21 protein-coding genes are annotated in these 25,245 nt (G+C 66.2%); 20 read left to right on the top strand and 1 reads right to left on the bottom strand.

Annotation, left to right across the window (positions count from 1 at the left end; translation table 11 throughout):
- Positions 1-28: 28 nt before the first annotated feature.
- The 3 genes from LDO41_RS23690 (at position 29) to LDO41_RS23680 (ending at position 3,640) form a co-directional block, all read left to right on the top strand.
- Positions 29-1,603 (top strand): gamma-glutamyltransferase family protein, encoded by a 1,575-nt coding sequence (locus LDO41_RS23690; RefSeq protein ID WP_223992683.1) that lies wholly within the window; start codon positions 29-31, stop codon positions 1,601-1,603.
- 131 nt (positions 1,604-1,734) lie between these two features.
- Positions 1,735-2,994 carry an oxalate/formate MFS antiporter gene (gene oxlT / locus LDO41_RS23685; RefSeq protein WP_223992847.1) on the top strand — a complete coding sequence of 420 codons (1,260 nt, stop codon included), beginning with the start codon at positions 1,735-1,737 and terminating at the stop codon, positions 2,992-2,994.
- Positions 2,995-3,154: 160 nt separating this feature from the next.
- Positions 3,155-3,640, top strand: a complete 486-nt coding sequence (locus LDO41_RS23680) for a disulfide bond formation protein B (RefSeq protein WP_223992682.1) — start codon at positions 3,155-3,157, stop codon at positions 3,638-3,640.
- Here the strand turns inward: LDO41_RS23680 and LDO41_RS23675 are convergent, their stop codons facing one another.
- Complete coding sequence (locus LDO41_RS23675) at positions 3,641-5,563, bottom strand: ATP-binding cassette domain-containing protein (RefSeq protein ID WP_223992681.1); 1,923 nt, start codon at positions 5,561-5,563, stop codon at positions 3,641-3,643.
- Positions 5,564-5,830: 267 nt separating this feature from the next.
- Here LDO41_RS23675 and LDO41_RS23670 point away from each other — a divergent pair, with 267 nt between their 5' ends.
- The 17 genes from LDO41_RS23670 (at position 5,831) to LDO41_RS23590 (ending at position 25,227) form a co-directional block, all read left to right on the top strand.
- The gene (locus tag LDO41_RS23670; RefSeq protein ID WP_223992680.1) at positions 5,831-6,865 is read left to right on the top strand and encodes a MurR/RpiR family transcriptional regulator; all 1,035 of its coding nucleotides are present in this window, start codon (positions 5,831-5,833) and stop codon (positions 6,863-6,865) included.
- A gap of 13 nt (positions 6,866-6,878) precedes the next feature.
- On the top strand, positions 6,879-7,859 hold the full coding sequence (locus tag LDO41_RS23665) for an isoaspartyl peptidase/L-asparaginase family protein (protein WP_223992678.1): 981 nt from the start codon (positions 6,879-6,881) through the stop codon (positions 7,857-7,859).
- Between the two features lie 2 nt (positions 7,860-7,861).
- Positions 7,862-9,754 carry a dipeptide ABC transporter ATP-binding protein gene (locus LDO41_RS23660; RefSeq protein WP_223992676.1) on the top strand — a complete coding sequence of 631 codons (1,893 nt, stop codon included), beginning with the start codon at positions 7,862-7,864 and terminating at the stop codon, positions 9,752-9,754.
- Positions 9,755-9,786: 32 nt separating this feature from the next.
- A complete protein-coding gene (gene gsiB, locus LDO41_RS23655; protein ID WP_223992674.1) occupies positions 9,787-11,343 on the top strand; it encodes a glutathione ABC transporter substrate-binding protein GsiB in 1,557 nt (518 codons plus the stop codon).
- A 59-nt stretch (positions 11,344-11,402) separates the two neighbouring features.
- Complete coding sequence (gene gsiC, locus LDO41_RS23650; protein WP_150372004.1) at positions 11,403-12,323, top strand: glutathione ABC transporter permease GsiC; 921 nt, start codon at positions 11,403-11,405, stop codon at positions 12,321-12,323.
- 16 nt (positions 12,324-12,339) lie between these two features.
- Positions 12,340-13,263: a glutathione ABC transporter permease GsiD gene (gene gsiD / locus LDO41_RS23645; RefSeq protein WP_223992662.1), complete on the top strand. Its 924-nt coding sequence runs from the start codon at positions 12,340-12,342 to the stop codon at positions 13,261-13,263.
- 6 nt (positions 13,264-13,269) lie between these two features.
- Positions 13,270-14,295 carry a DmpA family aminopeptidase gene (locus LDO41_RS23640; protein WP_223992660.1) on the top strand — a complete coding sequence of 342 codons (1,026 nt, stop codon included), beginning with the start codon at positions 13,270-13,272 and terminating at the stop codon, positions 14,293-14,295.
- A 7-nt stretch (positions 14,296-14,302) separates the two neighbouring features.
- Positions 14,303-15,154 carry a M55 family metallopeptidase gene (locus tag LDO41_RS23635; protein WP_223992659.1) on the top strand — a complete coding sequence of 284 codons (852 nt, stop codon included), beginning with the start codon at positions 14,303-14,305 and terminating at the stop codon, positions 15,152-15,154.
- Positions 15,155-15,202: 48 nt separating this feature from the next.
- On the top strand, positions 15,203-15,913 hold the full coding sequence (locus LDO41_RS23630) for a hypothetical protein (RefSeq protein WP_223992658.1): 711 nt from the start codon (positions 15,203-15,205) through the stop codon (positions 15,911-15,913).
- 100 nt (positions 15,914-16,013) lie between these two features.
- Positions 16,014-17,099, top strand: coding sequence for a M14 family metallopeptidase (locus LDO41_RS23625; protein ID WP_223992656.1), 1,086 nt, complete (start codon positions 16,014-16,016; stop codon positions 17,097-17,099).
- Positions 17,100-17,157: 58 nt separating this feature from the next.
- Entirely contained in the window at positions 17,158-17,907 is a 750-nt protein-coding gene (locus tag LDO41_RS23620) for a sulfite exporter TauE/SafE family protein (RefSeq protein ID WP_377742344.1), read from the top strand.
- Between the two features lie 260 nt (positions 17,908-18,167).
- Positions 18,168-19,148 carry a hypothetical protein gene (locus LDO41_RS23615; RefSeq protein WP_223992654.1) on the top strand — a complete coding sequence of 327 codons (981 nt, stop codon included), beginning with the start codon at positions 18,168-18,170 and terminating at the stop codon, positions 19,146-19,148.
- 27 nt (positions 19,149-19,175) lie between these two features.
- Positions 19,176-20,519 (top strand): hypothetical protein, encoded by a 1,344-nt coding sequence (locus LDO41_RS23610; protein ID WP_223992652.1) that lies wholly within the window; start codon positions 19,176-19,178, stop codon positions 20,517-20,519.
- A gap of 20 nt (positions 20,520-20,539) precedes the next feature.
- The gene (locus LDO41_RS23605) at positions 20,540-22,540 is read left to right on the top strand and encodes an 8-amino-7-oxononanoate synthase (RefSeq protein ID WP_223992646.1); all 2,001 of its coding nucleotides are present in this window, start codon (positions 20,540-20,542) and stop codon (positions 22,538-22,540) included.
- 29 nt (positions 22,541-22,569) lie between these two features.
- Positions 22,570-23,700: an aminotransferase class I/II-fold pyridoxal phosphate-dependent enzyme gene (locus tag LDO41_RS23600; protein ID WP_223992642.1), complete on the top strand. Its 1,131-nt coding sequence runs from the start codon at positions 22,570-22,572 to the stop codon at positions 23,698-23,700.
- The gene (locus LDO41_RS23595; RefSeq protein ID WP_223992639.1) at positions 23,693-24,487 is read left to right on the top strand and encodes a GIY-YIG nuclease family protein; all 795 of its coding nucleotides are present in this window, start codon (positions 23,693-23,695) and stop codon (positions 24,485-24,487) included. Before LDO41_RS23600 ends, LDO41_RS23595 begins: the two co-directional genes overlap by 8 nt.
- The gene (locus tag LDO41_RS23590) at positions 24,484-25,227 is read left to right on the top strand and encodes an amidohydrolase family protein (protein ID WP_223992637.1); all 744 of its coding nucleotides are present in this window, start codon (positions 24,484-24,486) and stop codon (positions 25,225-25,227) included. Before LDO41_RS23595 ends, LDO41_RS23590 begins: the two co-directional genes overlap by 4 nt.
- Positions 25,228-25,245 lie beyond the last annotated feature (18 nt).

Raw genomic sequence — 25,245 nt, 5'->3', positions numbered from 1 at the left:
TCTTCAACCCAGTCGCGGCAGCCGTGGCATGGCCGTCGCACCCCATGCGCTGGCCGCGCAGAGCGCGGCGGCCGTCCTGCGCGAGGGCGGCAATGCCGTCGAGGCCATGGTGGCGGCGGCGGCAACCATCGCGGTGGTCTACCCGCATATGAACAGCATCGGCGGCGACGGCTTCTGGCTGATCGCACGGCCGGGCGAGGCGCCGCGCGGGCTCGAAGCCTGCGGCGCGGCAGCGGGTGCCGCCACCATCGCCCGCTATCGGGAGGCGGGCCTCGACCGCGTGCCGACGCGTGGCGGCATGGCCGCGAATACCGTGGCCGGGACCCTCTCCGGCTGGCATGCGGCGCTCGAGTGGTCGCGCGAGGCGCTCGGCGGCCGGCTGCCGCGTGCGCGCCTGCTGGCCGATGCCATCGCTTATGCGCGCGACGGCGTACCGATGACGCGGAGCCAGGCCGCGTGCGTCGCGCTCAAGGCGGACGAGCTGCACGACATGCCCGGATTTGCCGCGACGTTCCTGTCGGGCGGACTGCCGAAGGCGGGCCAGCGGTTTCGGCAGCCGCGCCTGGCCGCCACGCTCGAACAGCTCGCGCAGGCGGGCTTCGACGACTTCTACCGTGGCGACCTTGCGCAAACGCTTGCCGGCGAACTGGAAGGGGTAGGAAGCCCGCTGACGCTGGCCGATCTCCAGGCGCATCGCGCAGTCTGGAAGACGCCCCTCGCGCTCGCGCATTCGCTCGGCACGGTCTACAACATGCCGCCGCCCACGCAGGGGCTCGTGTCGCTGCTGATCCTCGGGCAGCTCGACCGGCTCGCGCAAGACCACTGGCTGGGCACGGACCCTGGCGGTCCGGCCTTCGTGCATGCGTGCGTGGAGGCCACCAAGCAGGCGTTTCGCGTGCGCGACCGCCATATTACCGACCCGGCCTATATGGAAGTCGATGTCCGCGACCTGCTTGCGCCGCCCTGGCTCGATGCCGCGGCCGCGCGCATCCGGCCCGACGCGGTGCTGCCGTGGGGCGAGGGCATGGGTCCGGCCGATACGGTGTGGATGGGCGCGATCGATCGCAACGGTGTGGCCGTCAGCTTTATCCAGAGCATCTATCACGAGTTCGGCAGCGGCATCGTGCTGCCGGTCTCCGGCGTCAACTGGCAGAACCGCGGTTGCAGCTTTTCTCTCGACCCTGGCGCGCGCAATCCGCTGATGCCGGGGCGCAAGCCGTTTCACACGCTGAACCCCGCCATGGCGCGGCTGAACGATGGCCGCACGCTCGTCTACGGAAACATGGGCGGCGATGGGCAGCCGCAATCCCAGTCCGCGGTGTTCTCGCGCATCGTCCATTACGGCATGGATCCACAGGCCGCGATCGACGCGCCGCGGTGGCTGCTAGGCCGCACCTGGGGCCAGACCAGCGACACGCTGAAGCTCGAATCGCGCTTTCCCGAGGCCACGCAGGACGCGTTGCGTGCGCTCGGGCATGACGTGGAGATCCTGCTGCCGTACGACGAGACCATGGGCCATGCGGGTGCGATCGTGCTCGGCGCCGACGGGCTCTATGAAGGCGGCAGCGATCCACGCAGCGACGGCGCCGCGGTCGGGTGGTAGCGGGGCGTCGCGCCGTCAACAGGTTTCCGCCGCGCCCGCACCGGTGCGCGGCTTTTCTCGAAGTCCGTCTCACAGTCTGAAGGAGTGGTTCGATGCGTACGGTTGCAGATAATGCGGCAGATACCGCGGCGATGTCGGGGTCGCAGGCATTGCCGCTGGCGCGCACGCGCTGGATTCAATTGTTGCTGGGCCTCGCCTGCATGATGGCGATCTCGAGCCCGCAGTACGTCTGGACGCTGTTCACCAAGCCGTTGTCGGCCAAGCTCGGTGTGCCGTTGTCCGAGTTGCAGATCACGTTCTCGATGCTGATCGTGCTGCAGACCTTCTTCTCGCCGTTCCAGGGTGCGTTGATCGAGCGCTTCGGTCCGCGCCGCCTGATCGCGCTTGGCACAGTGCTCGCCGGCCTGAGCTGGGTGCTGGCGTCGCAGGCGCAGACCGTGGGCATGCTGTATCTGAGCTACGGCATTGTCGGTGGCCTCGGCACCGGCATCGTCTATGTGGGTGTGGTCGGTCAGATGGTGCGCTGGTTCCCGGATCGCCGCGGCTTTGCGGTCGGCATGGTGGCGGCGGGCTATGGCATGGGCGCGATCGTCACGACGTTCCCGATCGCGGCTTCGCTCGCGGGCAAGGGCCTCGAGTCCACGCTGTGGCAGTTCGGCCTGTTGTTCGCGGCGATCGGCTTCGTGGCGTCGCAGGGCCTGCGCGCTCCGACCGCGGCTGATGTCCCGCCCGTGCGCGCGACCAACGTGGTGTCTAACGTTGTCGATGTGCCGACCCGCACGATGCTGCGCACACCGCTGTTCTGGCTGCTGTTCGCGATGATGACGATGATGTCGACGTCGGGCCTGATGGTCACGTCGCAGATGGCCGCGTTCGCCAAGGACTTTGGCGTGTCCAACGCGGTGGTGTTCGGCATGGCGGCGCTGCCGCTCGCGCTGACCATCGACCGCCTGACCAACGGGCTCACGCGACCGCTGTTCGGCTGGGTCTCGGACAAATGGGGGCGCGAGAACACGATGTGTTTCGCGTTCGCACTGGAGGCCGTGGCGATGACGCTGTGGCTGCTCACGCGCGAGAACGCGGTGCTGTTTGTGCTGCTGTCGGGCGTGGTGTTCCTTGGCTGGGGCGAGATTTTCTCGCTGTTCCCGTCCACGCTGACCGATACGTTTGGCACCAAGTACGCCACTACGAACTATGGCTGGCTCTATATCTCGCAGGGCATTGGCTCGATCTTCGGCGGGCCGCTGGCCGCGCTGATGCACGAGCGTATGGGGAGCTGGATGCCGGTGTTCGGCGTGGCCATCACGCTGGATATCGTGACGGCGGTGCTTGCGCTGGCGATCCTCAAGCCGTGGCGGCGCCGGTATCTGTCTGCGCAGTCAGCAGCCTGAGCATCGGTACGCTTGCATGCTGCGGCAATCCGCCGCAGCATGCGGCGCGGCGATTGTTCGCGCGGCCGGAAATCGGCCCCAACGCGGAACGGAAAATCGGCCATAATGCGCGTCGAAACGTTCGTCATGCACCGCATGACTATCTCTGTCTTCGATGCCCATGCAAGCCAATTCCCGAGCTTATTTCCTGCTGATTGCCATCCTCTCGTTCGGCGCCGTCGGATTTGCTGTTTATCTCCAGATGGTCGAGGGCTACCAGCCTTGTCCGCTCTGCATCATGCAGCGCTTCGCGTTTGTCGGCATCGGCATCTTCTCGCTGCTGGCGGTGATCGCGCAGAACACGCGCACGCTGTGGCAGGGGCTTGGCATGCTGTCGGGCGTGGCGGGCATCGCGGTGGCCGGTTACCACGTGTCGCTGCTGCTGAACCCCAAGGCGTCGTGCGGCATCGATCCGCTCGAGAACTGGGTCAACCAGTTGCCCACCGCGCGCGTGCTGCCGCAGCTGTTCTATTCGGATGGCCTGTGCACCGCCGAACTGCCACCGATCCTCGGTCTGTCGATTCCGGCGTGGTCGTTGATCTGGCTCGTGATCCTGACGCTGACGCTCGCGGTCGGTCTGATCCGCCGCGAGAAGCATTACCGTTAATCAGAGGATCTGCTCGATCTGCTCTTGTAGCTCGAGCCAGCGCTCTTCCAACTGTTCGAGTTCGCCAGTGACTTCGCCCTGGCGCTTGAGCATCTCCAGCAGCTTCGCCTTGTTGGCTTCCGCATAGCTCGACTCATCGGCCATAAACGCGTCGATGGTTTCCTTGTCGGCCTGCAGCGTGGCCATGCGCTTTTCGATTTTCTCGACTTCCTTGGTCAGCGGCTTGCGCAGTTGCGTCAGCCGCTGGCGTTCATCGGCTTCCGCGCGGCGCTGATCCTTGCGGTTGACCGCAGGGGAGGCGTCGCTGGCGTGCGCGGCGGTGGCGGCATTGCGCTTGGCCGCGGCCTGTTGCAGCAGCCAGTCGCGGTAGTCGTCGAGGTCCCCATCGAACGGGCGAATGGTGCCGTCGGCCACCAGCATGAACTGGTCCGAGGTGGCGCGCAGCAGGTGACGATCGTGTGAAACGAGAATCAACGTGCCTTCGAACTGCGCCAGCGCCATGGTCAGCGCCTCGCGCGTCTCCAGGTCCAGGTGGTTGGTCGGTTCGTCGAGCAGCAGCAGGTTGGGCTTTTGCCAGACTATCAGCGACAGCGCCAGGCGTGCCTTCTCGCCGCCCGAGAACGGCTCGATCGGCGCCGTGGCCATATCACCGCGGAAGTTGAAGCTGCCGAGGAAGTCGCGCAATTCCTGCTCGCGCGTATCGGGGGCCAGGCGTGCCAGATGCTGCAGCGGCGAGTCGTGGTCGCGCAGGGTTTCCAGCTGATGCTGGGCAAAGTAGCCGATCACAAGGCCCTTGCCATGCCGCAGCGTGCCGGTCATCGGATTCTGCGTGCCGGCCAGCGTTTTCACGAGCGTGGACTTGCCCTGGCCGTTGGCGCCGAGCAGGCCGATGCGCTGGCCGGTCTGGATCGACAGCGCGAGGTTGTGCAGGATCGTGATGGGCGGCTCCGCCTCGGCGTAGCCGCAATCCACGCCGTCCAGCACCATCATCGGATTTGGCGCGGACTCGGGCTCGCGGAACTCGAACGCGAAGCCGGCGGCCGCGTGCACGGGCGCGAGCCGTTCCATTCGCTCGAGTGCCTTGACCCGGCTCTGTGCCTGCCGGGCCTTGGTGGCCTTGGCCTTGAAGCGCGTGATAAACGATTCGAGGTGGGCGATTTCCTTCTGCTGGCGCGCGTAGGCGGACTGCTGCAGCGCCATCTGCTGCAGGCGCAGCGTTTCGAACTGGGTGTAGTTGCCGCCGTAGCGTTTCAGCTGCTGATGCTCGATATGGACCGTGACGTTGCAGATCGCATCGAGGAACTCGCGGTCGTGCGAGATCATGACCAGCGTGCCCTGATAGCGCGCGAGCCAGTCTTCGAGCCAGACGATGGCGTCGAGGTCCAGGTGATTGGTTGGTTCGTCGAGCAGCAGCAGGTCGGACGGGCACATCAGTGCCTGGGCGAGGTTCAGGCGCATGCGCCAGCCACCGGAGAACGAGGCCACTGGCTGCGACACCTGCGGGAGCGTAAAGCCCAGGCCCAGCAGCAGTGCTTCGGCGCGCGCGGCGGCGGTATAGCCGTCGGCGTCGGCATACGCGGCATGCGCCTCGCCTTCGGCTGCGCCGTCGCCGGAGGCCTGCGCCGAGGCGATGCGGGCCTCGATCTCGCGCAGGCGTGTGTCGCCGTCGACGGTGTAGTCCAGCGCGCTGCGCGCCACCGCTGGCGTTTCCTGCGCGACGTGGGCGATACGCCAGTTGGCGGGGATGAACAGGTCGCCACCGTCGGGGTGCAGGTCGCCGCGCAGCATCGAGAACAAGGTCGACTTGCCGCTGCCGTTGGCGCCGACGAGGCCCACCCGTTCGCCGGGGTTCAGCGTCACGCTGGTTTGGTCGAACAGCACCTTGGTGCCGCGCTGGAGGACTAGCTGGTCGATTCGAATCACGGGGAGGACGGGCGATGGACGGTGAGGCAGGGCGGCATTGTAGCGCGGCGCAGCCCGGCGCTCGAATCTAGGTGATTACCCTTATTCGGGTTCGCCGGGGTTCTCCTGGTATGCCGTTTGCGTGTAAATTTATTTACATAAACCGGCGCACGCAGAAAGTGCCTTTTCATCGAGCGTGCTTTCCGGATGTTTCCAATCGATCCCGACTTTGGTGCGGAGATCGGATTTTGCACCAGATTGAAGCCTGCCCACCCACAGGCCACCCCCATGCACGAAGGTTTGTCCATTTCCGAGCGTATTGCCCGTAGCCTGCCCACGCTGACGCCCGCGCATCAGCGGATGGCGGGCTACGTGCTCGACAACCTGTTCCGTGCCGCGACCATGCGCATCGATGAATTCGCGACCGCGGTCGACGTGTCGGTGGCCACCGCCAACCGCTTTGCGCGCGCGCTCGGGTTCGAGGGCTATCCGCAATTTCGCGCGGAACTGGTGCGCGGGTTCGAGGCGACGCTGGCGCCGGTGGAGCGGCTGCGTACCGAACTCGAGCGGCCGTCGTCGGTGGCGGACGTCATCGCGGCCGCGCTCGAGGATGGCGCGCGCAATCTCGATGCCACGCGCCGCGCGCTCGATGCCGATGCGTGCGAACGCGCGGTGGATGCGATTCTCGGCGCCGAGCGTGTCTACATCATGGGCTTCGGCGCGAGCGGCTTTCTCGCGGGCCTGCTGCAGCATGGGCTCGAAATGCATTGCCGCATGGTGACCTCGGTATCCAACGCCGGCGGGGCCTCGCACGCGGCACGGCAACTGTTCAAGCTGCAGCCGCAGGATCTGGTCATCGTGATCGCGTTCCCGCGTTACGTGGCCGACTCGATGCTGCTCGCGCAACGCGTCAAGTCGCACGGCGGCCGCCTGCTGGCGCTGACAGACGGCCCGACCTCGCCGCTCGCGCCGCTGGCCGATATCGCGCTGTATGCGAACGCGGGCAACCGGCTATCGGCGAACTCCGACGCCACGGTGCTCGCGCTGATAGAGGCGTTATGCGGCGCGGTAGCGTATCGTTCGGCCCGCTCGGTCAAGGCCGCGGCGCAGATGACCGAATTCCTGCTGCCATGGCTGTACGGCGCGCCCGGCGCGCGCGGCGCCCATGGCGGCGGCAATGGTAACCACGGCAACGCCGAGGCCAGGGACGCCATGGCCAGTAAAACGCGCGGCGACGACACCCCCGGCGACCTAGGCACCACGCGCGCCACCCATTCCCGGCAGGGCGCCTCGCGCCGTGCCGCCCCGAAATCTTCAGACTGAGTTACCCGTACAGATGAATTCCGCTGTCATTGCCATTCACGGTGGCGCAGGCACGATCACCCGTGCCGCGATGGACCCGCAACGCGAACGCGAGTACACCGAAGCCCTCGAGCACGTATTGCGCGAAGGGCAGCGCGTGCTGGCCGCGGGCGGCAGCGCGCTCGACGCGGTGACCGAGGCCGTGCGCCTGCTCGAGGACTGCCCGCTGTTCAACGCAGGCAAGGGCGCCGTGCTCACGCACGCCGGTACCTACGAACTGGATGCGTCCGTCATGGATGGCGCGACGCTGAACGCGGGCGCCATTACCTGCGTCAAGCGCGTGCGCAACCCGGTGCTGGCCGCGCGCGCGGTACTCGAGCACAGCGAACACGTGCTGTTCGCGGCCGAAGGCGCCGAGGCGTTTGCCGCGGCGCAGGGACTGGAACTGGTCGAACCGGAGTACTACTTCACGCAGGCACGGCACGATCAATGGCAGCGCGCGCGCGCCACGGCCGGTATGGCACTGCTCGACCACGACGCCGCGGCACTCGCCGCACAGGCGCAGGCGCAGGGCAATGGCACGGACCCGATCGACCCGGACCGCAAGTTCGGCACGGTAGGCGCGGTGGCCTGCGACGCGCAGGGCAACGTCGCCGCGGCAACGTCCACGGGCGGCGTCACCAACAAGCAGGTCGGCCGCGTGGGCGACACGCCGGTGTTCGGCGCGGGCTGCTATGCAGACGACGTGGCCGCAGTGTCGGCCACCGGCACCGGCGAGATGTTTATCCGCACGGTGGCGGCGTTCGACGTCTCCGCGCAGATGCGTTACGCGGGCCTGTCGCTCGAAGAGGCCGCGCGTCGCGTGGTCATGGAAAAGCTGCCCGCGATCAATGGCCGCGGCGGCCTGATCGCGGTGGACCGCGCGGGCAACGTCACGTTGCCGTTCAATACCGAAGGCATGTACCGCGGCATCGCGCGCGTGGGCGAGCCGGTCAACGTCTGGATTTACGGTTGAGCATGAATTCTAAGATCCCTCCCTCCGGCCTGGTGCTGCCACCCGAACGCGTGGTGGCCGCGCGCGGTCTCACGGTGCGCTTTGCCACGAGCGAGCGCAGCGTGGAAGCGGTGCGCAATCTGTCGTTCCACGTCGATCGCGGCGAAACGCTCGCGGTCGTCGGCGAATCGGGTTCCGGCAAGTCCGTCACCTCGCTGGCGCTAATGCGTTTGGTCGAGCACGGCGGTGGCCGCATCGTCAGCGGCAGCATGTCGCTGCGCCGCCGCAGCGGCGAAGTCATCGACCTCGTCAACGCCAATGATGCCGCGCTGCGCAGTGTGCGCGGCGCCGATGTGGCGATGATCTTCCAGGAGCCGATGACCTCGCTGAACCCGGTGTTCCCGGTCGGCGAGCAGATTGCCGAGTCGATCCGCCTGCATCAGGGCATGGGCCGCGCAGCGGCGCGTGCCGAGGCGCTGCGCATGCTCGATCTGGTGCGCATTCCCGAAGCGCGCCGCGTGCTGGACCGCTTCCCACACCAGTTGTCCGGCGGCATGCGCCAGCGCGTGATGATCGCGATGGCGCTGTCGTGCAAGCCCGCGCTGTTGATCGCCGACGAGCCGACCACCGCGCTCGACGTGACGATCCAGGCCGAGATCCTGCAACTGATTCGTAGCCTGCAGGCCGAGATGCATATGGGCGTGGTCTTCATCACGCACGATATGGGTGTGGTGGCCGAGGTGGCCGATCGCGTGCTGGTGATGTATCGCGGCGAGAAGGTCGAAGAGGGCGCGTCGGACGACGTGTTCCACACGCCCGCGCATCCGTACACGCGCGCGCTGCTGTCGGCGGTGCCGAAGCTCGGCGCGATGACCGGTACCGAACTGCCGGCCAAGTTCCCGCTGGTGCAGGTGAACGATGCCGCGGGTCCGGTGGTCGAGATTCCGCAGGACACGGTGGCGCCTGACGCCGAGCCGATCCTGCGCGTGCGCGACCTCGTGACGCGTTTCGACGTGCCGGGCGGCATGTTCGGCCGCGTGACGCGCCGCGTGCATGCGGTGGAGCAGGTCAGCTTCGACCTGTATCCGGGCGAAACGCTCGCGCTGGTGGGCGAGTCCGGCTGCGGCAAGTCCACCACGGGCCGTTCGCTGCTGCGCCTCGTCAACGCGCAGAGCGGCACGATCGAATTCGCGGGCCAGAACATCAGCCAGATGCAGGGCTCGGCGTTGCAAAGCCTGCGCCGCAATATCCAGTTCATCTTCCAGGATCCGTTCGCCTCGCTGGACCCGCGCGTGCCGGTGGGCTACTCGATCATGGAACCGCTGCTGGTGCACAAGGTGGCCAGTGGCAAGGAAGCCGAGAAGCGCGTGGCGTGGCTGCTGGAGAAAGTGGGCCTGACGGCTGAACAGGCCGGCCGCTATCCGCACGAGTTCTCGGGCGGCCAGCGTCAGCGTATCTGTATCGCGCGCGCGCTCGCGTTGAACCCGAAGGTGGTGGTCGCCGATGAATCGGTGTCCGCGCTCGACGTTTCGATTCAGGCGCAGATCGTCAACCTGATGCTCGATCTGCAGCGTGAGCTCGGCGTGTCGTTCCTGTTTATCTCGCACGACATGGCGGTGGTGGAGCGTGTGAGCCATCGCGTGGCCGTGATGTATCTGGGCCAGATTGTCGAGATCGGCCCGCGCCGCGCGATCTTCGAGAACCCGCAGCACCCGTACACCAAGAAGCTGATGTCGGCGGTGCCGATCGCCGATCCGGCGCGCCGCCACATGAAGCGTGAACCGTTGTCCGACGAAATTCCCAGCCCGATCCGCGCGGTTGGCGACGAGCCAGTGGTCAAGCCACTGGTAGCCGTTGCCGGCGGCGGCGCGCATGGACACTATGTCGCCCGCCATCCGGTCGGCGGCGCCTACTGAAGTTTGTGGTACTTCCACCAGGAGAAAGAAGAATGACTATCCGTATGGTTTCGCCCAGGCTGTTTGCCGGCGCCGTTGCAGTTGGCGCCCTGGGCATGCTCGGTGCGAGCCCCGCGTTTGCCGCCAAGGACGCCGTGATGGCCGTGGACTCCACGTTCACCACGCTCGATCCGTACGATTCGAACGACACGCTGTCGCAGGCGGTGACCAAGTCGTTCTACCAGGGCCTGTTCGGCCTGGACAAGGACCTCAAGCTCGTCAACGTGCTGGCTGAAAGCTACGAAGCCAGCAAGGACGGCCTGACCTACACCATCAAGCTCAAGAAGGGCGTCAAGTTCCATGACGGCACCACGTTCGACGCGAGCGCCGTCAAGGCCAACTTCGATCGCGTGATCGACCCGGCCAACAAGCTCAAGCGCTACACGCTGTTCAACCGCGTGGCCAAGACCGACGTGATCGACGCCAACACCGTCAAGATCACGCTGAAAGAGCCGTTCTCGCCGTTTATCAACGTGCTGTCGCATCCGTCGGCCGTGATGATCTCGCCGACCGCGCTGAAGAAGTACGGCAAGGAAATCGCGTTCCACCCGGTGGGCACGGGTCCGTTCGAGTTCGTCGAGTGGAAGCAGACCGATTACCTGAAGGGCAAGAAGTTCGCGGGCTACTGGAAGACGGGCTATCCGAAGATCGACTCGATCACGTGGAAGCCGGTGGTGGACAACAACACCCGCGCCGCGGTGATGCAGACCGGCGAAGCCGACTTCGCGTTCCGCATTCCGTTCGAGCAGGCCGCCGTGCTGAAGGCCAGCCCGAAGGTCGACATGATCGACGCGCCGTCGATCATCGCGCGCTACATCTCGTTCAACACGCAGGTGAAGCCGTTCAACGACCCGAAGGTGCGTCAGGCCATCAACTACGCGATCAACAAGGACGCGCTGGCCAAGGTGGCATTTGCCGGCTATGCCACGCCGTCCGACGGCGTGGTGCCGCAGGGCGTGGACTACGCCGAGAAGCTGGGCCCGTGGCCGTATGATCCGGCCAAGGCACGCGAGCTGCTGAAGGAAGCCGGCTACCCGAACGGTTTCGAGACCACGCTGTGGTCGGCGTATAACCACACCACCGCGCAGAAGGTGATCCAGTTCGTGCAGCAGCAGCTGCAGCAGGTTGGCATCAAGGCCAGCGTGCAGGCACTGGAAGCTGGCCAGCGCGTGGAGAAGGTGGAGAGCGTGCAGAAGCCCGAGGACGCCGGCGTGCGTCTGTACTACGTGGGCTGGTCGTCGTCGACCGGTGAGTCGGACTGGGCGCTGCGTCCGCTGCTGGCTTCGGAATCGATGCCTCCGAAGCTGCTGAACACCGCGTACTACAAGAACGATCAGGTTGACGCCGACATCGCCGGCGCGCTGCGTACCACCGATCGCGCCGAGAAGGCCCGTCTGTACAAGGACGCGCAGGAGCGGATCTGGAAGGACGCGCCGTGGGCGTTCCTCGTGACGGAGAAGGTGCTGTTCGCGCGTTCGAAGCGTCTGTCGGGCGCGTACGCGATGCCTGACGGCTCGTTCAACTTCGACGAGATCGACATCAAGCAGTAAGCAGTGAGCATTACCCCTCCCCCATGGGGGGAGGGGAGCAATTACAACATGAGTTCTCGATGCTGAATTACTTCCTCAAACGATGCCTGGGCGTGATTCCCACACTGCTGCTGGTGGCGGTGATGGTGTTCCTGTTCGTCCATATGCTGCCCGGCGATCCGGCGCGGCTGGCAGCCGGCCCCGAAGCCGACCAGGCGACCGTGGAGCTCGTGCGCAAGGACCTGGGTCTCGACCGTCCGATGCACGAACAGTTCGTCCGGTTTTTCTCGAACGCGCTGCAGGGAGAATTCGGCACGTCGCTGCGGACCAAGCGTCCGGTCAGCGAGGAAATTGGCGAGCGCTTCCTGCCCACCCTCTATCTGACGCTGACGTCGATGGCCTGGGCGGTGGTGTTCGGTATGACGATCGGTATCGGCTCGGCGGTATTCCGCAACAAGTGGCCGGACCGTCTGGGCATGACGCTCGCGGTATCGGGCATTTCGTTCCCGGCGTTCGCGCTCGGTATGCTGCTGATGGAAGTGTTCTCGGTACAGCTGGGCTGGCTGCCGTCGATCGGCGCCGATAGCTGGAAGCACTACATCCTGCCGTCGCTGACGCTCGGCGCCGCGGTGGCCGCGGTGATGGCGCGCTTCACGCGTGCGTCGTTCATCGAGGTGCTGCAGGAAGACTTCGTGCGCACCGCGCGCGCCAAGGGTGTGCGCGAGACTGTCGTGGTGGTCAAGCACACGCTGCGCAACGCGATGATTCCCGTCGTGACGATGATGGGCCTGCAGTTCGGCTTTCTGCTGGGCGGCTCGATCCTCGTCGAAAAAGTGTTCAACTGGCCCGGCCTTGGCCGTCTGCTGGTTGACGCGGTCGAGATGCGCGACTACCCGGTGATTCAGGCCGAGGTGTTGCTGTTCTCGCTCGAATTCATTCTGATCAACCTTGTGGTGGACCTGCTCTACACGGTGATCAACCCCGCCATCCGCTACAAGTAACAGAGGCGCGCATCGCATGTCTGATATCTCCACGCCCGCCAGTTCCGCGTCGCACGAAGCGGCCACCGTCAACCCGTTCTCGCGCGAGCGCGTGCGCACGCCGTGGACGGAGTTCTGGCGCAAATTCCGCAAGCAGCATCTGGCGATCGCCGCCGGGGTGTTCGTGCTGATGCTCGTCGTGATCGCAGTGCTGGCACCGCACATCGTGCCGTACGATCCCGAAAACTACTTCGACTATGATTCGCTCAATGCGGGGCCGTCGGCCGCGCACTGGATGGGCGTCGACTCGCTTGGCCGCGACATCTTCAGCCGCATCATCGCGGGCACGCGCATTTCGCTGGCCGCGGGGTTCTTCTCGGTGATCATCGGCGCGATCATCGGTACCGTGCTGGGTCTGCTGGCCGGCTACTACGAAGGCTGGTGGGACCGCATCGTGACGCGTATCTCGGACGTGCTGTTTGCGTTTCCGGGCATTTTGCTGGCGATCGGTATCGTTGCGATTCTCGGCAACGGCATGACCAACGTGATCTTCGCGGTGGCGGTGTTCAGCGTGCCGGCGTTCGCGCGTCTGGTGCGCGGCAACACGCTGATGCTCAAGCAATTGACGTATGTGGAAGCCGCCCGCAGCATCGGCGCGTCCGACTGGACCATCCTGATGCGGCATATCCTGCCGGGCACGGTGTCGTCGATCGTGGTGTATTTCTCGATGCGGATCGGCACTTCGATCATCACCGCGGCGGGCCTGTCGTTCCTCGGCCTCGGCGCGCAGCCGCCCACGCCCGAATGGGGCGCGATGCTCAACGAGGCGCGGGCCGACATGGTGACCGCGCCGCACGTGGCGATCTTCCCGAGCGTGGCGATCTTCCTGACGGTGCTGGCGTTCAACCTGCTCGGCGACGGGCTGCGCGACGCGTTGGATCCGAAGATCGACCGCCGCTGATCGGTCATGACAGCCCCCTACATCGGGCACCTGCCCACCGGTCCGCGTGATGCGATTACCGATGTGGCCGGCGTGACCGTCGGCCACTGCACGCTTGCGCACGATGCCTGCCAGACCGGCGTGACCGTGGTGCGCCCGCATGCGGGCAACGTCTATACGGACAAGGTGCCGGCCGCGGCGTCGGTGCTCAATGGTTTCGGCAAGAGCATCGGGCTCGTGCAGGTGGATGAGCTCGGCGTGCTGGAGACGCCGATCGCGCTGACCAATACTTTCTCGGTCGGGGCGGTGGCGCAGGCGCAGATTCGCTCGGCGATTGCCGACAACCCCGAGATCGGTCGCGCGTGGCCTACCGTCAATCCGCTCGTGTTCGAGTGCAACGACGGCTATCTCAACGATATCCAGGCGATGGTGGTCGCGGGCGATCACTACGCGCGCGCGCTGAACGGCGCGGGCGTGGCGGTGGCGCAGGGCGCGATCGGCGCGGGTCGCGGTATGTCGTCGTTTGGCGTGAAGGGTGGTATCGGCACGGCTTCACGTGTGGTGGAGCACGAAGGCGCGCGTTACACGGTGGGTGCGCTGGTGCTGTCGAATTTCGGGACGCCCGAGTCGCTGGTACTGGCCGGCCAGCATGTCGGCACCGAACTGGCGTCCCGTCTGGCACAGACCTTGGCCGCGCCCGAGAAGGGTTCGATCATCATGATCGTCGCCACCGACGCGCCGCTCGATGCGCGCCAGTTGCGGCGACTGTCGCTGCGCGCCGGCGCGGGGCTCGCGCGTACGGGTTCGGTGTATGGGCACGGCTCCGGTGATATCGCGCTGGCGTTCTCCACCGCCTACACCGTGCCCCATGGCGCGGCGTCCGCGATGCCTGCCGTCGCCATGCTTCATGAAGCGCGGCTCGATCCGCTGTTCCGCGCGGCGGCCGACAGCGTGGAGCAGGCCATTGTCCATGCGCTGTGGCATGCCGAGGCCGTGATTGGCCGCGATGGGCATCGCCGCGAGTCGCTGCGCGACGTACTGAAACTCTCCTGAGCAGACCATGAAGATTCTGATTTCGGCCGATATCGAAGGCGTGGCCGGCGTATTTCACCCCGAGCAGACGCGGCCCGGCAACGGCGAGTACGAACGCGCGCGCGCGTGGATGACGGCCGAGGCCAACGCGGCCGCGCAGGGCGCGTTTGCGGGCGGCGCCAGCGCCGTGATCGTCAACGATTCGCATGGTGGCTTTCGCAACCTGCTGCCGGATCAGCTCGACCCGCGCGTGCAGCTGGTACTGGGCAAGCCGCGTTACCTCGGCATGATGTCCGGTGTGGAGCAACGCTGCGATGGCGTGTTCATGATCGGCTATCACGGGCGCGCGCAGAGCCGCGGCGTGCTGGCGCATACGATCAACAGTGGCGCGTTCGCGCGCGTGTGGCTCAACGGGCAGGAGCTCGGCGAGGCCGGCATCTACGCGGCGCTGGCGGGCGAGTTCGATGTGCCGGTATTGCTGGCGTCCGGTGACGATGTATTCATTGGCGAGACGCAGCCGCTGATGCCCTGGGTGCGCTACGTGGAAACCAAGCAGGCGGGCGGGCAGGGCAGTGGTACGTCGCTGTCTCCCGGCGCGGCGCGCGAGGCTATCGCGCATGCGGCCGAGGCCGTTACGCGGCAGGCGATCGAGCGGCCCGATGCGCGCTGCTTCGCGCTGACGGGTTCGGCTGGCGGTGCGGCTGGCGGGGCAGTCAGCGTGCGGCTGCAGACCATGACGCCCGCGCATGCGGATCTGTTCTGCCAATGGCCCGCGCTCGAACGCGTGGATGGCGACCTGCTCGCGTTTCAGGCGGAATCGGTCCAGGCGGCCGTGCGCATGCTGAACTCGCTGTCGGCGATGTCGTTCATGCTCAAGTGACGGGCGGGGAGCGATAATGTCGGCTGCTCTGACCTGTCGCACCCCAACATGATCGCCCCCAACGGCTGGACACCGGTCCGCAAGGACTTCGTCGATCCGGCCACCACCCGCTGCCACGCGCGCTCCGCGCTGGGCGGCCGCCATCACGGCTTTCCGGAAGGCCACGCACATATCCTGCGCGATGCCGCGGGACACGAGTACCCGTTCGGCGCCGACTGCGCGCGCGCGCTGCTGGCGGATCCATTGCTGATGGAGGCGGTGCCCGACTACACCGAGCGCGATGCGCCGTCCGCAGTGGCCACGCCTGCCGCGTCCCTCGGCTTGGACAAGGACGCCGCCCGCAAGCTGGCCCGGCGCAATGCCGCCACGCGCTATGTGGTGCTACGCATGGAGAAGGTCGCCGCCGTGCCGCGCGTGCAGCCGACCGTGCGCTTTCCCGCGCTCGAGGACATCTACCAGCAGATTGCGCGGGGCGAGCCGCTCTCCGACGCGCAGGTCACGCGCGTGCTCGGCATCGAGCGAAGCACCACGACGCCGCCGCGGCTCCGGGCCGAGAATCTGCTCGATGTCTATACCGCGCATATCAAGCTCGAACGGCTGATTGCCGAATCGAACAACGTCGAGAACATCCGCTTTCTGCGCGGCGTGCATGACTGGCTCGCCAGGCATCTGGTGCTGTCGGCCGCGCAGATCTCGGCGGCGGGCATCGTCATGCATCCCCATGCGTTCCGCTCGGGACTGGCGGCGGAACGGTTTTAGGGCCATACAGGGTGGCAGGCGGCGCCAAAAAAGCGTCTAATCGCAGCATCGTCCCCCGGACTCCGGGCTAGCCGTCATGCTACGGTGCCCCCTCGTCGCCATGCGTGCTTCCGACTGTTTCGCGCCCAGCTATGCCGTCGCGCGCCAGAAATTTCTCGATGCCGCGCGCGATGCCGGCGCCGCGCTGACCGAGTTTCCGCATCCGACTGAACTGGGTCGCGATGAAGAGACGCTGGCCATCGACGTGGCGTTGGTCGGCGCGGCCGATGCGCCGCACTGCCTGATGATCACGTCTGGCATTCATGGGGCCGAGGGGTATTGCGGGTCCGGTGCGCAGGTGGCGCTGCTGCGCGATGGCACCTTGCACGACGCGTGCGCCGAGGCGCGGGTAGCGTTGCTGCTGGTGCATGCGGTGAACCCTTATGGCTTCTCGCATCTGCGCCGGGTCAATGAAGACAACGTCGACCTGAACCGCAATTTCATGGATTTCGACCGGCCGTTGCCGGAGAACGCGGCCTATGCCGAGGTGGCGCCGCTGCTGCTGCCCACGCAGTGGCCGCCGTCCGATGCCGACCATGCCGCGCTGATGCACACCGTGGCGACGCGTGGCATAGGGTGGTATCAGGCGGCCGTCAGCGCGGGCCAGTATCGGGACCCCGATGGCATGTTCTTCGGCGGCGTGCATGCGACGTGGAGCAACTACACGCTGCGCCGCATTCTCGCGCGCTTCGGCTCGGGGCGCGCGTCATTCAGATGGATCGATATCCACACCGGCCTCGGGCCACGCGGATATGGCGAGCCGATCTACATGGGGCCCGACGATGCCGTGCAGATGGCGCGCACGCGCGACATATGGGGTGATGGCATAACCTCGATGTACGATGGCTCATCGACCTCCGCGCACCTGAGCGGAGTGGCCTGGCTCGCGGTGCCGCAGACGCTTGGCGCGCTGAGCACGCTCGACTATGCCGGCATCGCGCTCGAGTTTGGCACGCTGCCAATTGCGGAAGTCCTCGACGCGCTGCGCGGCGATCACTGGCTGCATCTGCATCCCGATGCCGACGAGAATCAGCGCGCGCTGATCAAGCATGCGATGTGGCAGGCGTTCTATATCGATAGCGACGACTGGCGCGAAGGGGTGATCGCGCAGGTGACGGACGCGGTAGAAAAAGGTATCGTGCGTTGACCCGCGCATGAACCATGGCCGGGTGCCATCACAACAATAAACAAGAACGATTCGAGACATGTCTATCGACACCACACTGCTGGTGATCGCGCTCGGCGCGATCGTGGCGGGCTTTGTACAGGGGCTTTCGGGATTCGCATTCGGCATGGTGGCCATGTCGTTCTGGGCGTGGACCGTCGAACCGCGTCTTGCCGCGGCGATGTCGGTGTTCGGCGCGCTCACGGGGCAACTGCTGGCGGCTTTCTCGGTGCGCCGCAAATTTCATCTGGCGGCGGTGCTGCCGTTTCTGCTCGGCGGCGTGCTTGGCATTCCGGTTGGCGTGATGCTGCTGCCGATGCTCAATGTCCACTGGTTCAAGATCGTGCTGGGCACGGTGCTCGTGATCTGGTGTCCGATCATGCTGTTCTCGGCGAACATCCCGCGCATTACGCACGGCGGCCGCGTGGCCGACGGCGTGGCGGGCTGGCTCGGTGGCATCATGGGCGGCATCGGCGGCTTCACGGGCATGATTCCCACGCTCTGGTGCACGCTGCGCGGGTTCGAGAAGGACAAGCAGCGCACCATCATTCAGAACTTCAACCTCGGCGCGCTGATCGTCACGATGGCGGTCTATGTCGGCACGGGCATCGTCACCACCGACATGCTGCCGAAGTTCGCGATCGTCGCGCCGGCGATGCTGATCCCGACGCTGCTCGGCACGCGGGTGTACCTCGGCATCAGCGATGTCGCGTTCCGGCGCATCGTTTTGTCGTTGCTGACGTTGTCGGGCGTGGCGATGTTGGCGGCGGCGGTGCCCAAGGTTATCTAGCCCTCGGCGAAGTCACCACCCCCCCACGTCGCTCCACGTAGCTCCACGTCGCTCCACCCGCACGAAGCCAGCTTCGCCATTGGCATGCCACGACCCTCGGCGCGGCGAAGCGAGGTTCGCGCGCCGCGCGTTGTGCTCTCAGAACAATCCACGTCTTTTCAATGACTTAGCCAATTCGATCGGGCTGGCACATCCCATGCAATCCACTCTGGCGAGCGAGACCTTTCATCTCGCCGTCCCTTGGCTCAAAGGAGTGGCAAATGCACGATATCGGGAGTTCCAGACCGGGCGGTTGGGGCGCCGGCTACAACGAGTTCGAGAACGAGTTTTCCACCGGCATGGCCGGGGAGAGTGCCCACGAGATGGGCCACGAGTTCGAGAATGAGTTCGGCAACGAGTTCGAGAACGAGTTCGAGCAGGGCGAGGGTGCGTTCGGCAACGAGTTCGAAAACGAATTCGAGAACGAGATCTCCGGCGAGATGCAGGAACTGGAGTTGGCCGCCGAACTGCTCGCGGTGAACAACGAGCAGGAAATGGAACAGTTCCTGGGCGGACTGGTCAAGTCGGTCGGGCGCGTTGCGAGCAATTTCGCCAAGTCGTCGGCGGGCAAGGCACTGGGCGGCATTCTTCGTTCGGCGGCCAAGGCCGCATTGCCCGTCGTCGGCAGCGCGCTCGGAAACTTCGTAGTGCCTGGCGCGGGCGGGGTCATCGGTGGCAAGCTGGCCAGCATGGCTGGCAGTGCGCTGGGCCTCGAACTGGAAGGCCTCAGCAACGAGGATCGCGAGTTCGAGGTGGCACGCCGGCTGGTTCGGATCGGGCGGCACGCGGCCAACCACCTTGTCTCCACGCCGATTCCGCCACAGGTGTCGCCCGTGCGCGCGGCACGCACGGCCTTCCTGCGTGCATCGCGCACCGTCGCGCCCGGGCTGCTGCCGGCCATGCGCAATCTGTCGAACGGTGGCACGAGGGGACGTCCGGCCACGCCCATCTTCGGGCCCGCCACGGCGGGCGCCGCATTGCCGCAGCCGGCCTACGGCGCGCAGCCATCGTATAACGGCGGATCGCTGCCGGTACCGTCCGGGCAAGGCACGCTCGCAACGGTGGGTTGCCCGTCCTGCGGCACCGCCGTGCATGCGCACGGTGGCCAGCTGCCTCAGGGGGGCTATTGGAGGCGCTCGCGTAACGGTCGCGCGATCATCCTGTTCCTCGGGCAACCGCGCCGCCAGGCAGCGGCGTACTGAGCGCCAGGGGACGATGCGATGCGCGACATGACCAACGCCAGTGTCCAGGCCCTGCGTCTGCTCGAACAGGAAGTGCTCGGCATCCGTGCACGCCTGGACGCGCAGCTGCCTTATGCGCTGCAGATGCCGATGGTCCCCGCCGCCAATGTCAGCGACGAAGCCATGGGTGCGATCGAGTGTCATATGCAGGCGGCGCGCAAACAGCTACGCGTGCGCATTGCGGCGTTCCTCCGGCATCTGCGCCAGTTGCCACCCACACCGCGTCATGTGGCACGTGCCCAGCAGCGTTATGCGATGCTCAAGCTCTACTTCCATGCCGCGCTGACGCACTTCGAGATCTTTGCGGAGGTGCTCACGCAGCGTAGCCAGCACGGTACGGGCGTGTGGTTATCCGGGCTCGATGTCGCGGCGCAGGATGGATTGAAACAGCCCGGCACGTCGATCGAGGCGCCGCCTGTCATCTGCTATGTCGAGCGTGGTCATGGCGGCGCCATTCGCCGCGCGCGCACGCGGTTGCCCGGCGGCGGCAACAATCCCGTCGCGGTGATTCGCATGCCGCGCGAACGCATGGTGGGCACCGGCATCGCCGCGTCACTGTTCCACGAGGTGGGCCACCAGGCCGCCGCGCTGCTGGATCTGGTCAATGCCTACCGGCGCGCGTCGGTAGGCCGCGTCGGCACGGCACAGACGCCAGCGCAACGGATCTGGCAGGCATGGGATCGCTGGATCAGCGAGATCGTCGCCGATCTGTGGGCCGTCTCGCGTGTGGGCATCGCTGCCACGTGCGGGCTGATGAGCGTGGTGAGTCTGCCGCGTGCCTTCGTGCTGCGCATCAACCTCGACGACCCGCATCCCGCGCCATGGATCCGCGTCAAGCTCTCGCTCGCCATGGGACGCGCGCTGTATCCGCATCCGCAGTGGGATGCGCTCGAGCGTGTGTGGGAGCAGCTGTATCCCCGCTCGCAGATGAGCGCGCGCCAGCGTCAGGCCTTCGATCAGCTCGATCGCGCGGTGCCCTGGTTCGTGGCCACGCTGCTGGCAATGCGCCCGCCAGCGCTGCAGGGCCGCTCGCTTGGTGCCGCGCTACGGTTGCCGGACCGTCATCCCCACCGCCTGCTGGAAGCGTGGGAGCGCGTCAAGGCCAAGCCGCAGGAAGGGCTGGCCGAGACCCCGACGCTGGCGTTCGCCGTACTTGGACAGGCGCGGCATAGCGGCTTGCTGCCGGCGAACGACGAACTGCAGATCATCTCGGCGCTCCTGCAGCGATGGGCACTCGCGGGCTACCTGCCGTGGACCGCGGGCAGCAGGCAACTGAGTGTGGTGTTGAATCAGCGGCGGCCCGTGCGGACGCCTCTTGCAGCGTATGCGTGAAAACGTGAAGGAGAAATGTCATGGCTGACCCCAGAGTGTTCGACGACGCGCTGCACTTGAAAGTGCTGCCGGACAGGGATGGCGCGTATACCGTGTCGGTAGAGAACCCGGACGACGATGCAGGGTTGATCGTAGGAATCGACGTGTCGTTCCAGGGGGGCGCAACGGAGGATACGGCGAAACTGCTAGTGCACGCCGTGGACGGAAACACCGTCGGCGCGACGGCAACGATCTACCGGATCAAGGATGACATCGGCGCGTTCGATATCGACGCCGTGTACAAATACATCCAGCTGATTACGGTAGAAGGCGCGCCGATCGTCCAGATCGTCGGTTGCATCACAGCCGGGATCGTGACCAAGCTGATGGGCATCACCGCTGTGCCTGCCGACCAGTCGAAGACACCGCAACCGCCCGCCAGCGCGATCGTCGACTATCACAAGGAAAGCGATCCGCTCGCGGCGCGATCGGGTCCGCTGGACACCGACCAGTACGTCAGCCCCACGACGGTCCGCCTGCAACGCACCCCGCGCGCGCTGACGGGCGACGTCGCGCTCTGGCTGCTGATCAAGCTCAATTCGGACATGCTCGGCTGGGACAACTACGTCCGGCAGATCGACTCGCTGTTCTTCAAGGACGAGAACACGCCATCGGGGAAGGACGAGCCGCCCCTGTATGGCGGCGCGGCACGACTGAGCCGTCGGCGCTTCCTGCCGTTCACCGATACGGACGCCTATCGCGCGCTCAAGGTGGCAACGGAGGCATTCTTGGTGACCTGGGGCGCGGTGGTGCCGACCGGTCCCAGCTCGAAGGATGTCGCGGAGTTGCTCGCCTATGATCCGGCCGCCATCGCCCTGGCCAACGATCGCCTCGGATTGCGCATTTCCCAGCCGGGTGTGCTGGCCAAACAGTACTTCGGCGGTGGCGATTCGCCGACGTTGCCGTACCTGCAGCGCGTGGCATCGGCACTCCAGGGGACCGATGCGAGCAAGCGCATCCAGGAGGCACTGACGGCATCGCCCGCGCCTGCGGCGCCGCGCCTGGTCGGTGCGCATGCCAACCCGAACGCGAAGACCGAAGTCGGCATCTGTGGGGAGAATTGCCTCTGGCTCGACTACTGGAACCGCGACATCTCCGCCAAGCTGACCTATCCGCCGCTGATCGAACTGATCTGGAGCTACTGGATGGAAGAGATGCAGCTGGTGCAGACGATGAACGCCATCACGCGCCGCTTCCAGAATGTATCGGCCGGCCCGCGCGATCCGCTGGTCCAGTTCGAACTCGACGCACTGCGCCCCGTCAACAACATCATCTGGGGCTGGGTCCAGGACGAACAGCATCGGCTGCCGATCGAGCGACGTGCCGCCGAGTATCAGCACGAGTACGGCTTTCAACTGATTGGTCGCGCGATTCCGAGAATGCAGGCCGCGGACAACCGCAGCAAATTCCTGGGCGCGTTCCATACGCTGCTGAATCTCTGCGTGCCGTTCTTCCGTCAGGCCGACGACACCACCGTCGTGCCCGACGGGTTTCCGCTGCTCAACGCGCTGCGCGAGGTTCACCTGATCCTGTCCGAGGGCGCGCACAACCAGTTCCGCGACCTGCCGACCACCTCGCGCGTGGAAATGATGATGCAGCAGTGGATGCTGGCGCGTCCCGAGTTCCGCGAGTTCCTGCCGCGCCGGGCGATGGTCGCCTATCCGGAACCGTGGATGCACTCGGTCGAAAGCATGCGCAAGCTGCAGGGCTGGGGCGATACCAACACGTACCAGTTCTGGCAACTGGCGACTACCGGCGAACAGATCGTGTCGTCGATCCGCTGGAGCGACTGGAACTCGGTCAGCGATCCCGTCAACGCGGCCAACTGGGCGGCCTTCTTCCGGCCCGAGATCCAGACCTATATCCATTCGTATCGCGCGGTAACGGGGGTGGACGTGGGCGCCGAGCCGGTCGACGTACAGGTGCCCGGCATGCACTTGTTGCGCCGGATGCAGGAGCACAAAGGGCTGCGCATCGCATAGTGGCGAAGAGACGGCGTTGGGGCGGCATCATGATCGACTTTGCCTCGGCCCTTTACCTGGGCCTGCAGCATCCCGCCGCGCAGTTGGGCGGCTACGCGGCACTGACCACGGGACATCCGGCGTCGCTCATGGCGGGGCCGCTGATCCGGCGACTGGCGGCCGATGCCGCGGCCTTGCAGGGCTGCGAGGCTGGCATGGTGGCGCCGTCCACGCTGCATCTGGCGATCGATGTGTTCGATTACCTCGGTCGCACGCATACGCTGATTGCCGACGAGGCGCTGTATCCCGTATTGCGCTGGGGCATCGAGCGCGCGCGGGGGCTGGGCGTGCCGGTGGCATGGTTCCGCCATGGCGATCTCGCCGACCTGGTGCGGAGGCTTCGCCAGCGCCGTCGTGGGCGTCCACCCGCAGTGATTGCGGATGCCACGCTGCGCGATGGGGTGCCCGTGCCGCTCGCGCAGTACCTGAGTCTGGTGAGTCGCCATGGAGGATTGATCGTGATCGACCACAGCCAGATGCTCGGCCTGATGGGTACCGCACCCTCGCCGCAGCGGCCATGGGGCATCGGTGGCGGAGGCGTGCTGCGGCACGCGGGCGGTGCGCCGACCGCGCCGGTGTTGCTCGTGGCCTCGTGGGCCAAGGCTTTCGGCGCGCCACTGGCCACGCTGTGCGGGCCAGCCGCGCTGGTGGAGGGCATTGCCCGCGATGGCCCCACGCAGACGCACAGCAGCACCACCAGCGAGGCCGCATTGCGTGCAGGGTTGCTTGCGCTCACCATCAATGCGCGGTCTGGCGCGGGGTTGCGCATGCGCTTGTGGCAGCGATTGCGTCGGCTGCGCGCGGGCCTGCGCATGCTGGCCCGCACCTGTCTGCCCGATCTGCACACGTCGGCGCACGATCATCCGCTACAGCATGTGCGGCTCGATACGGCGGCACGAACCATGGCGTTGCACGCCGGACTGCGCGCGGCGGGCTTCCGCACCGCGCTGCTGCGCGAGCACGAAGGTCGTCACGCGTTGGCGGTCATCGTGCGTGCCAACCACTGTCGCGCGGACATCGACGCATTGCTGTCCGCGATGTGTCACCTCGCGCCACGGTTGCCCGATGCCGGGCGGCTGGCCACAAGGCTGTCTCTGACGGAGGAACCCCAGCATGTTTAAGACTGCAGATGGAGACACGCTGGAGCTTGCGCCGTGGCGCATGCGCCGGCTGATGCGACTGGTGGCCGAGATGCGCCGCTATCCACCGGGCACGCCGCCGCAGGCGCTGGTGCATGACCTGCGCCTGATCATCGGCCGTGCGCGACGCGTGAGCACGCAGCACCGTCTCGGCACCGCAAGGTTCGAGAGTGCGGGGGCGTGCTGCAAGGCGTGCCTGCTGGCGCGGCAACGGCAGGGGGGAATGGAACTCGTCGGGCTCAGCCTGACGGCGCCATGGCAAGGCGGACATGTGTATGAGGGGTTTGCGCCGGAGCTGGAAGACGAGATCGAGCGGTCTGGCCGCGTGACAAAACTGCGCTGGCACAAATTCGATTCCCTCGCGGCGGCCACGAGGGACCCGGTCAACGCGTCCGGTCCCGGTGTCTATATTCTCGCCAACGGCCTGGTGCCGAAGTACGTGGGGCTCTCGAAAACGCTGGAGACCCGAATGAAAGCCCATCGCTGGTGCGCGGCGGTACACCATCGTTCCGCCGCGATCAGTGTCTGGGTTGCCAGGGTCACGCGTGTGGAGGACCTGCCAGCGGTCGAGCACGCGATTATCCGCTTGCTCAAAGAGTCCCTGAACAACGTGGCGCTCAGGAACACGGTACTGAAGGCAGGGAAAGGTGGCCTGAGAATCGAGAACGTGATTCCCGAGCAGTTTCTGAAGCGCGCGAGTTACCTGAAGGGCAGCAACCTGCTGGACATGAAGGCCAGCCAGACACTCGAATTCGAGTGGCTCGAATGATTCTCGACTTTCACGTCCACGCGGGCCAGGGCGATGGCATGACCGGCCCCTGGGATACCACCGCCCCGCTGGCCGCCTATGCGCGCCGCGCGAGCGAGGCCGGCATCGCGCGTTCGGTGCTGCTGCCTGTGTTCCAGTCCGACTACGCGCGGGGCAATCGTGATGTGGCCGCGTTGGTGCGTGCCGATCCGCGCCGCTGGATCGGCTTTGCCATGGTGCATGCCGAGCGCGATCGCGCGCGCGTGCACGCGATGATCGAAGAGGCGGTCCTGCGGCTCGGCCTGCGTGGCATCAAGGTCCATCGCCATGACGCGCGGATTCATCGCGAGGTGTGCGATGCCGCGCGCCGGTGGAAGCTGCCTGTGCTGTATGACCCCGGCGGCGAAACGGGCGCGCTCTCGCTGCTGGCTGAAACGCATCCCGACGTGGCCTTCGTGTTCGCTCATCTGGGCAGCTTCGCCGATGACTGGTCCGCTCAGCGTCAGGTCATCGACCTGATCGTGCGTCATCCCAACCTGTTTGCCGATACCGCCGGCGTGCGGCGTTTCGACCTGCTGGAAGAAGCGTTGGCGCGCGCGGGGCCCGGAAAGCTGCTGTTCGGTTCCGACGGGCCATGGCTGCATCCAGGGCTGGAGCTGGCCAAGATCCGCGCCCTGCGGCCTTCACCGGAAGCGTTCGAGAAGATCGCGGGTGGCAATGCCATGCGGCTGATCGGACGCGCGCAATGGTTGCGGCGCTGAGGTTGCGGCGCTGATGTT

It is taken from the genome of Cupriavidus pampae (assembly GCF_914271485.1).
Lineage (GTDB): Bacteria > Pseudomonadota > Gammaproteobacteria > Burkholderiales > Burkholderiaceae > Cupriavidus > Cupriavidus pampae.
This window is presented reverse-complemented; position numbering and strand designations above follow the sequence as displayed.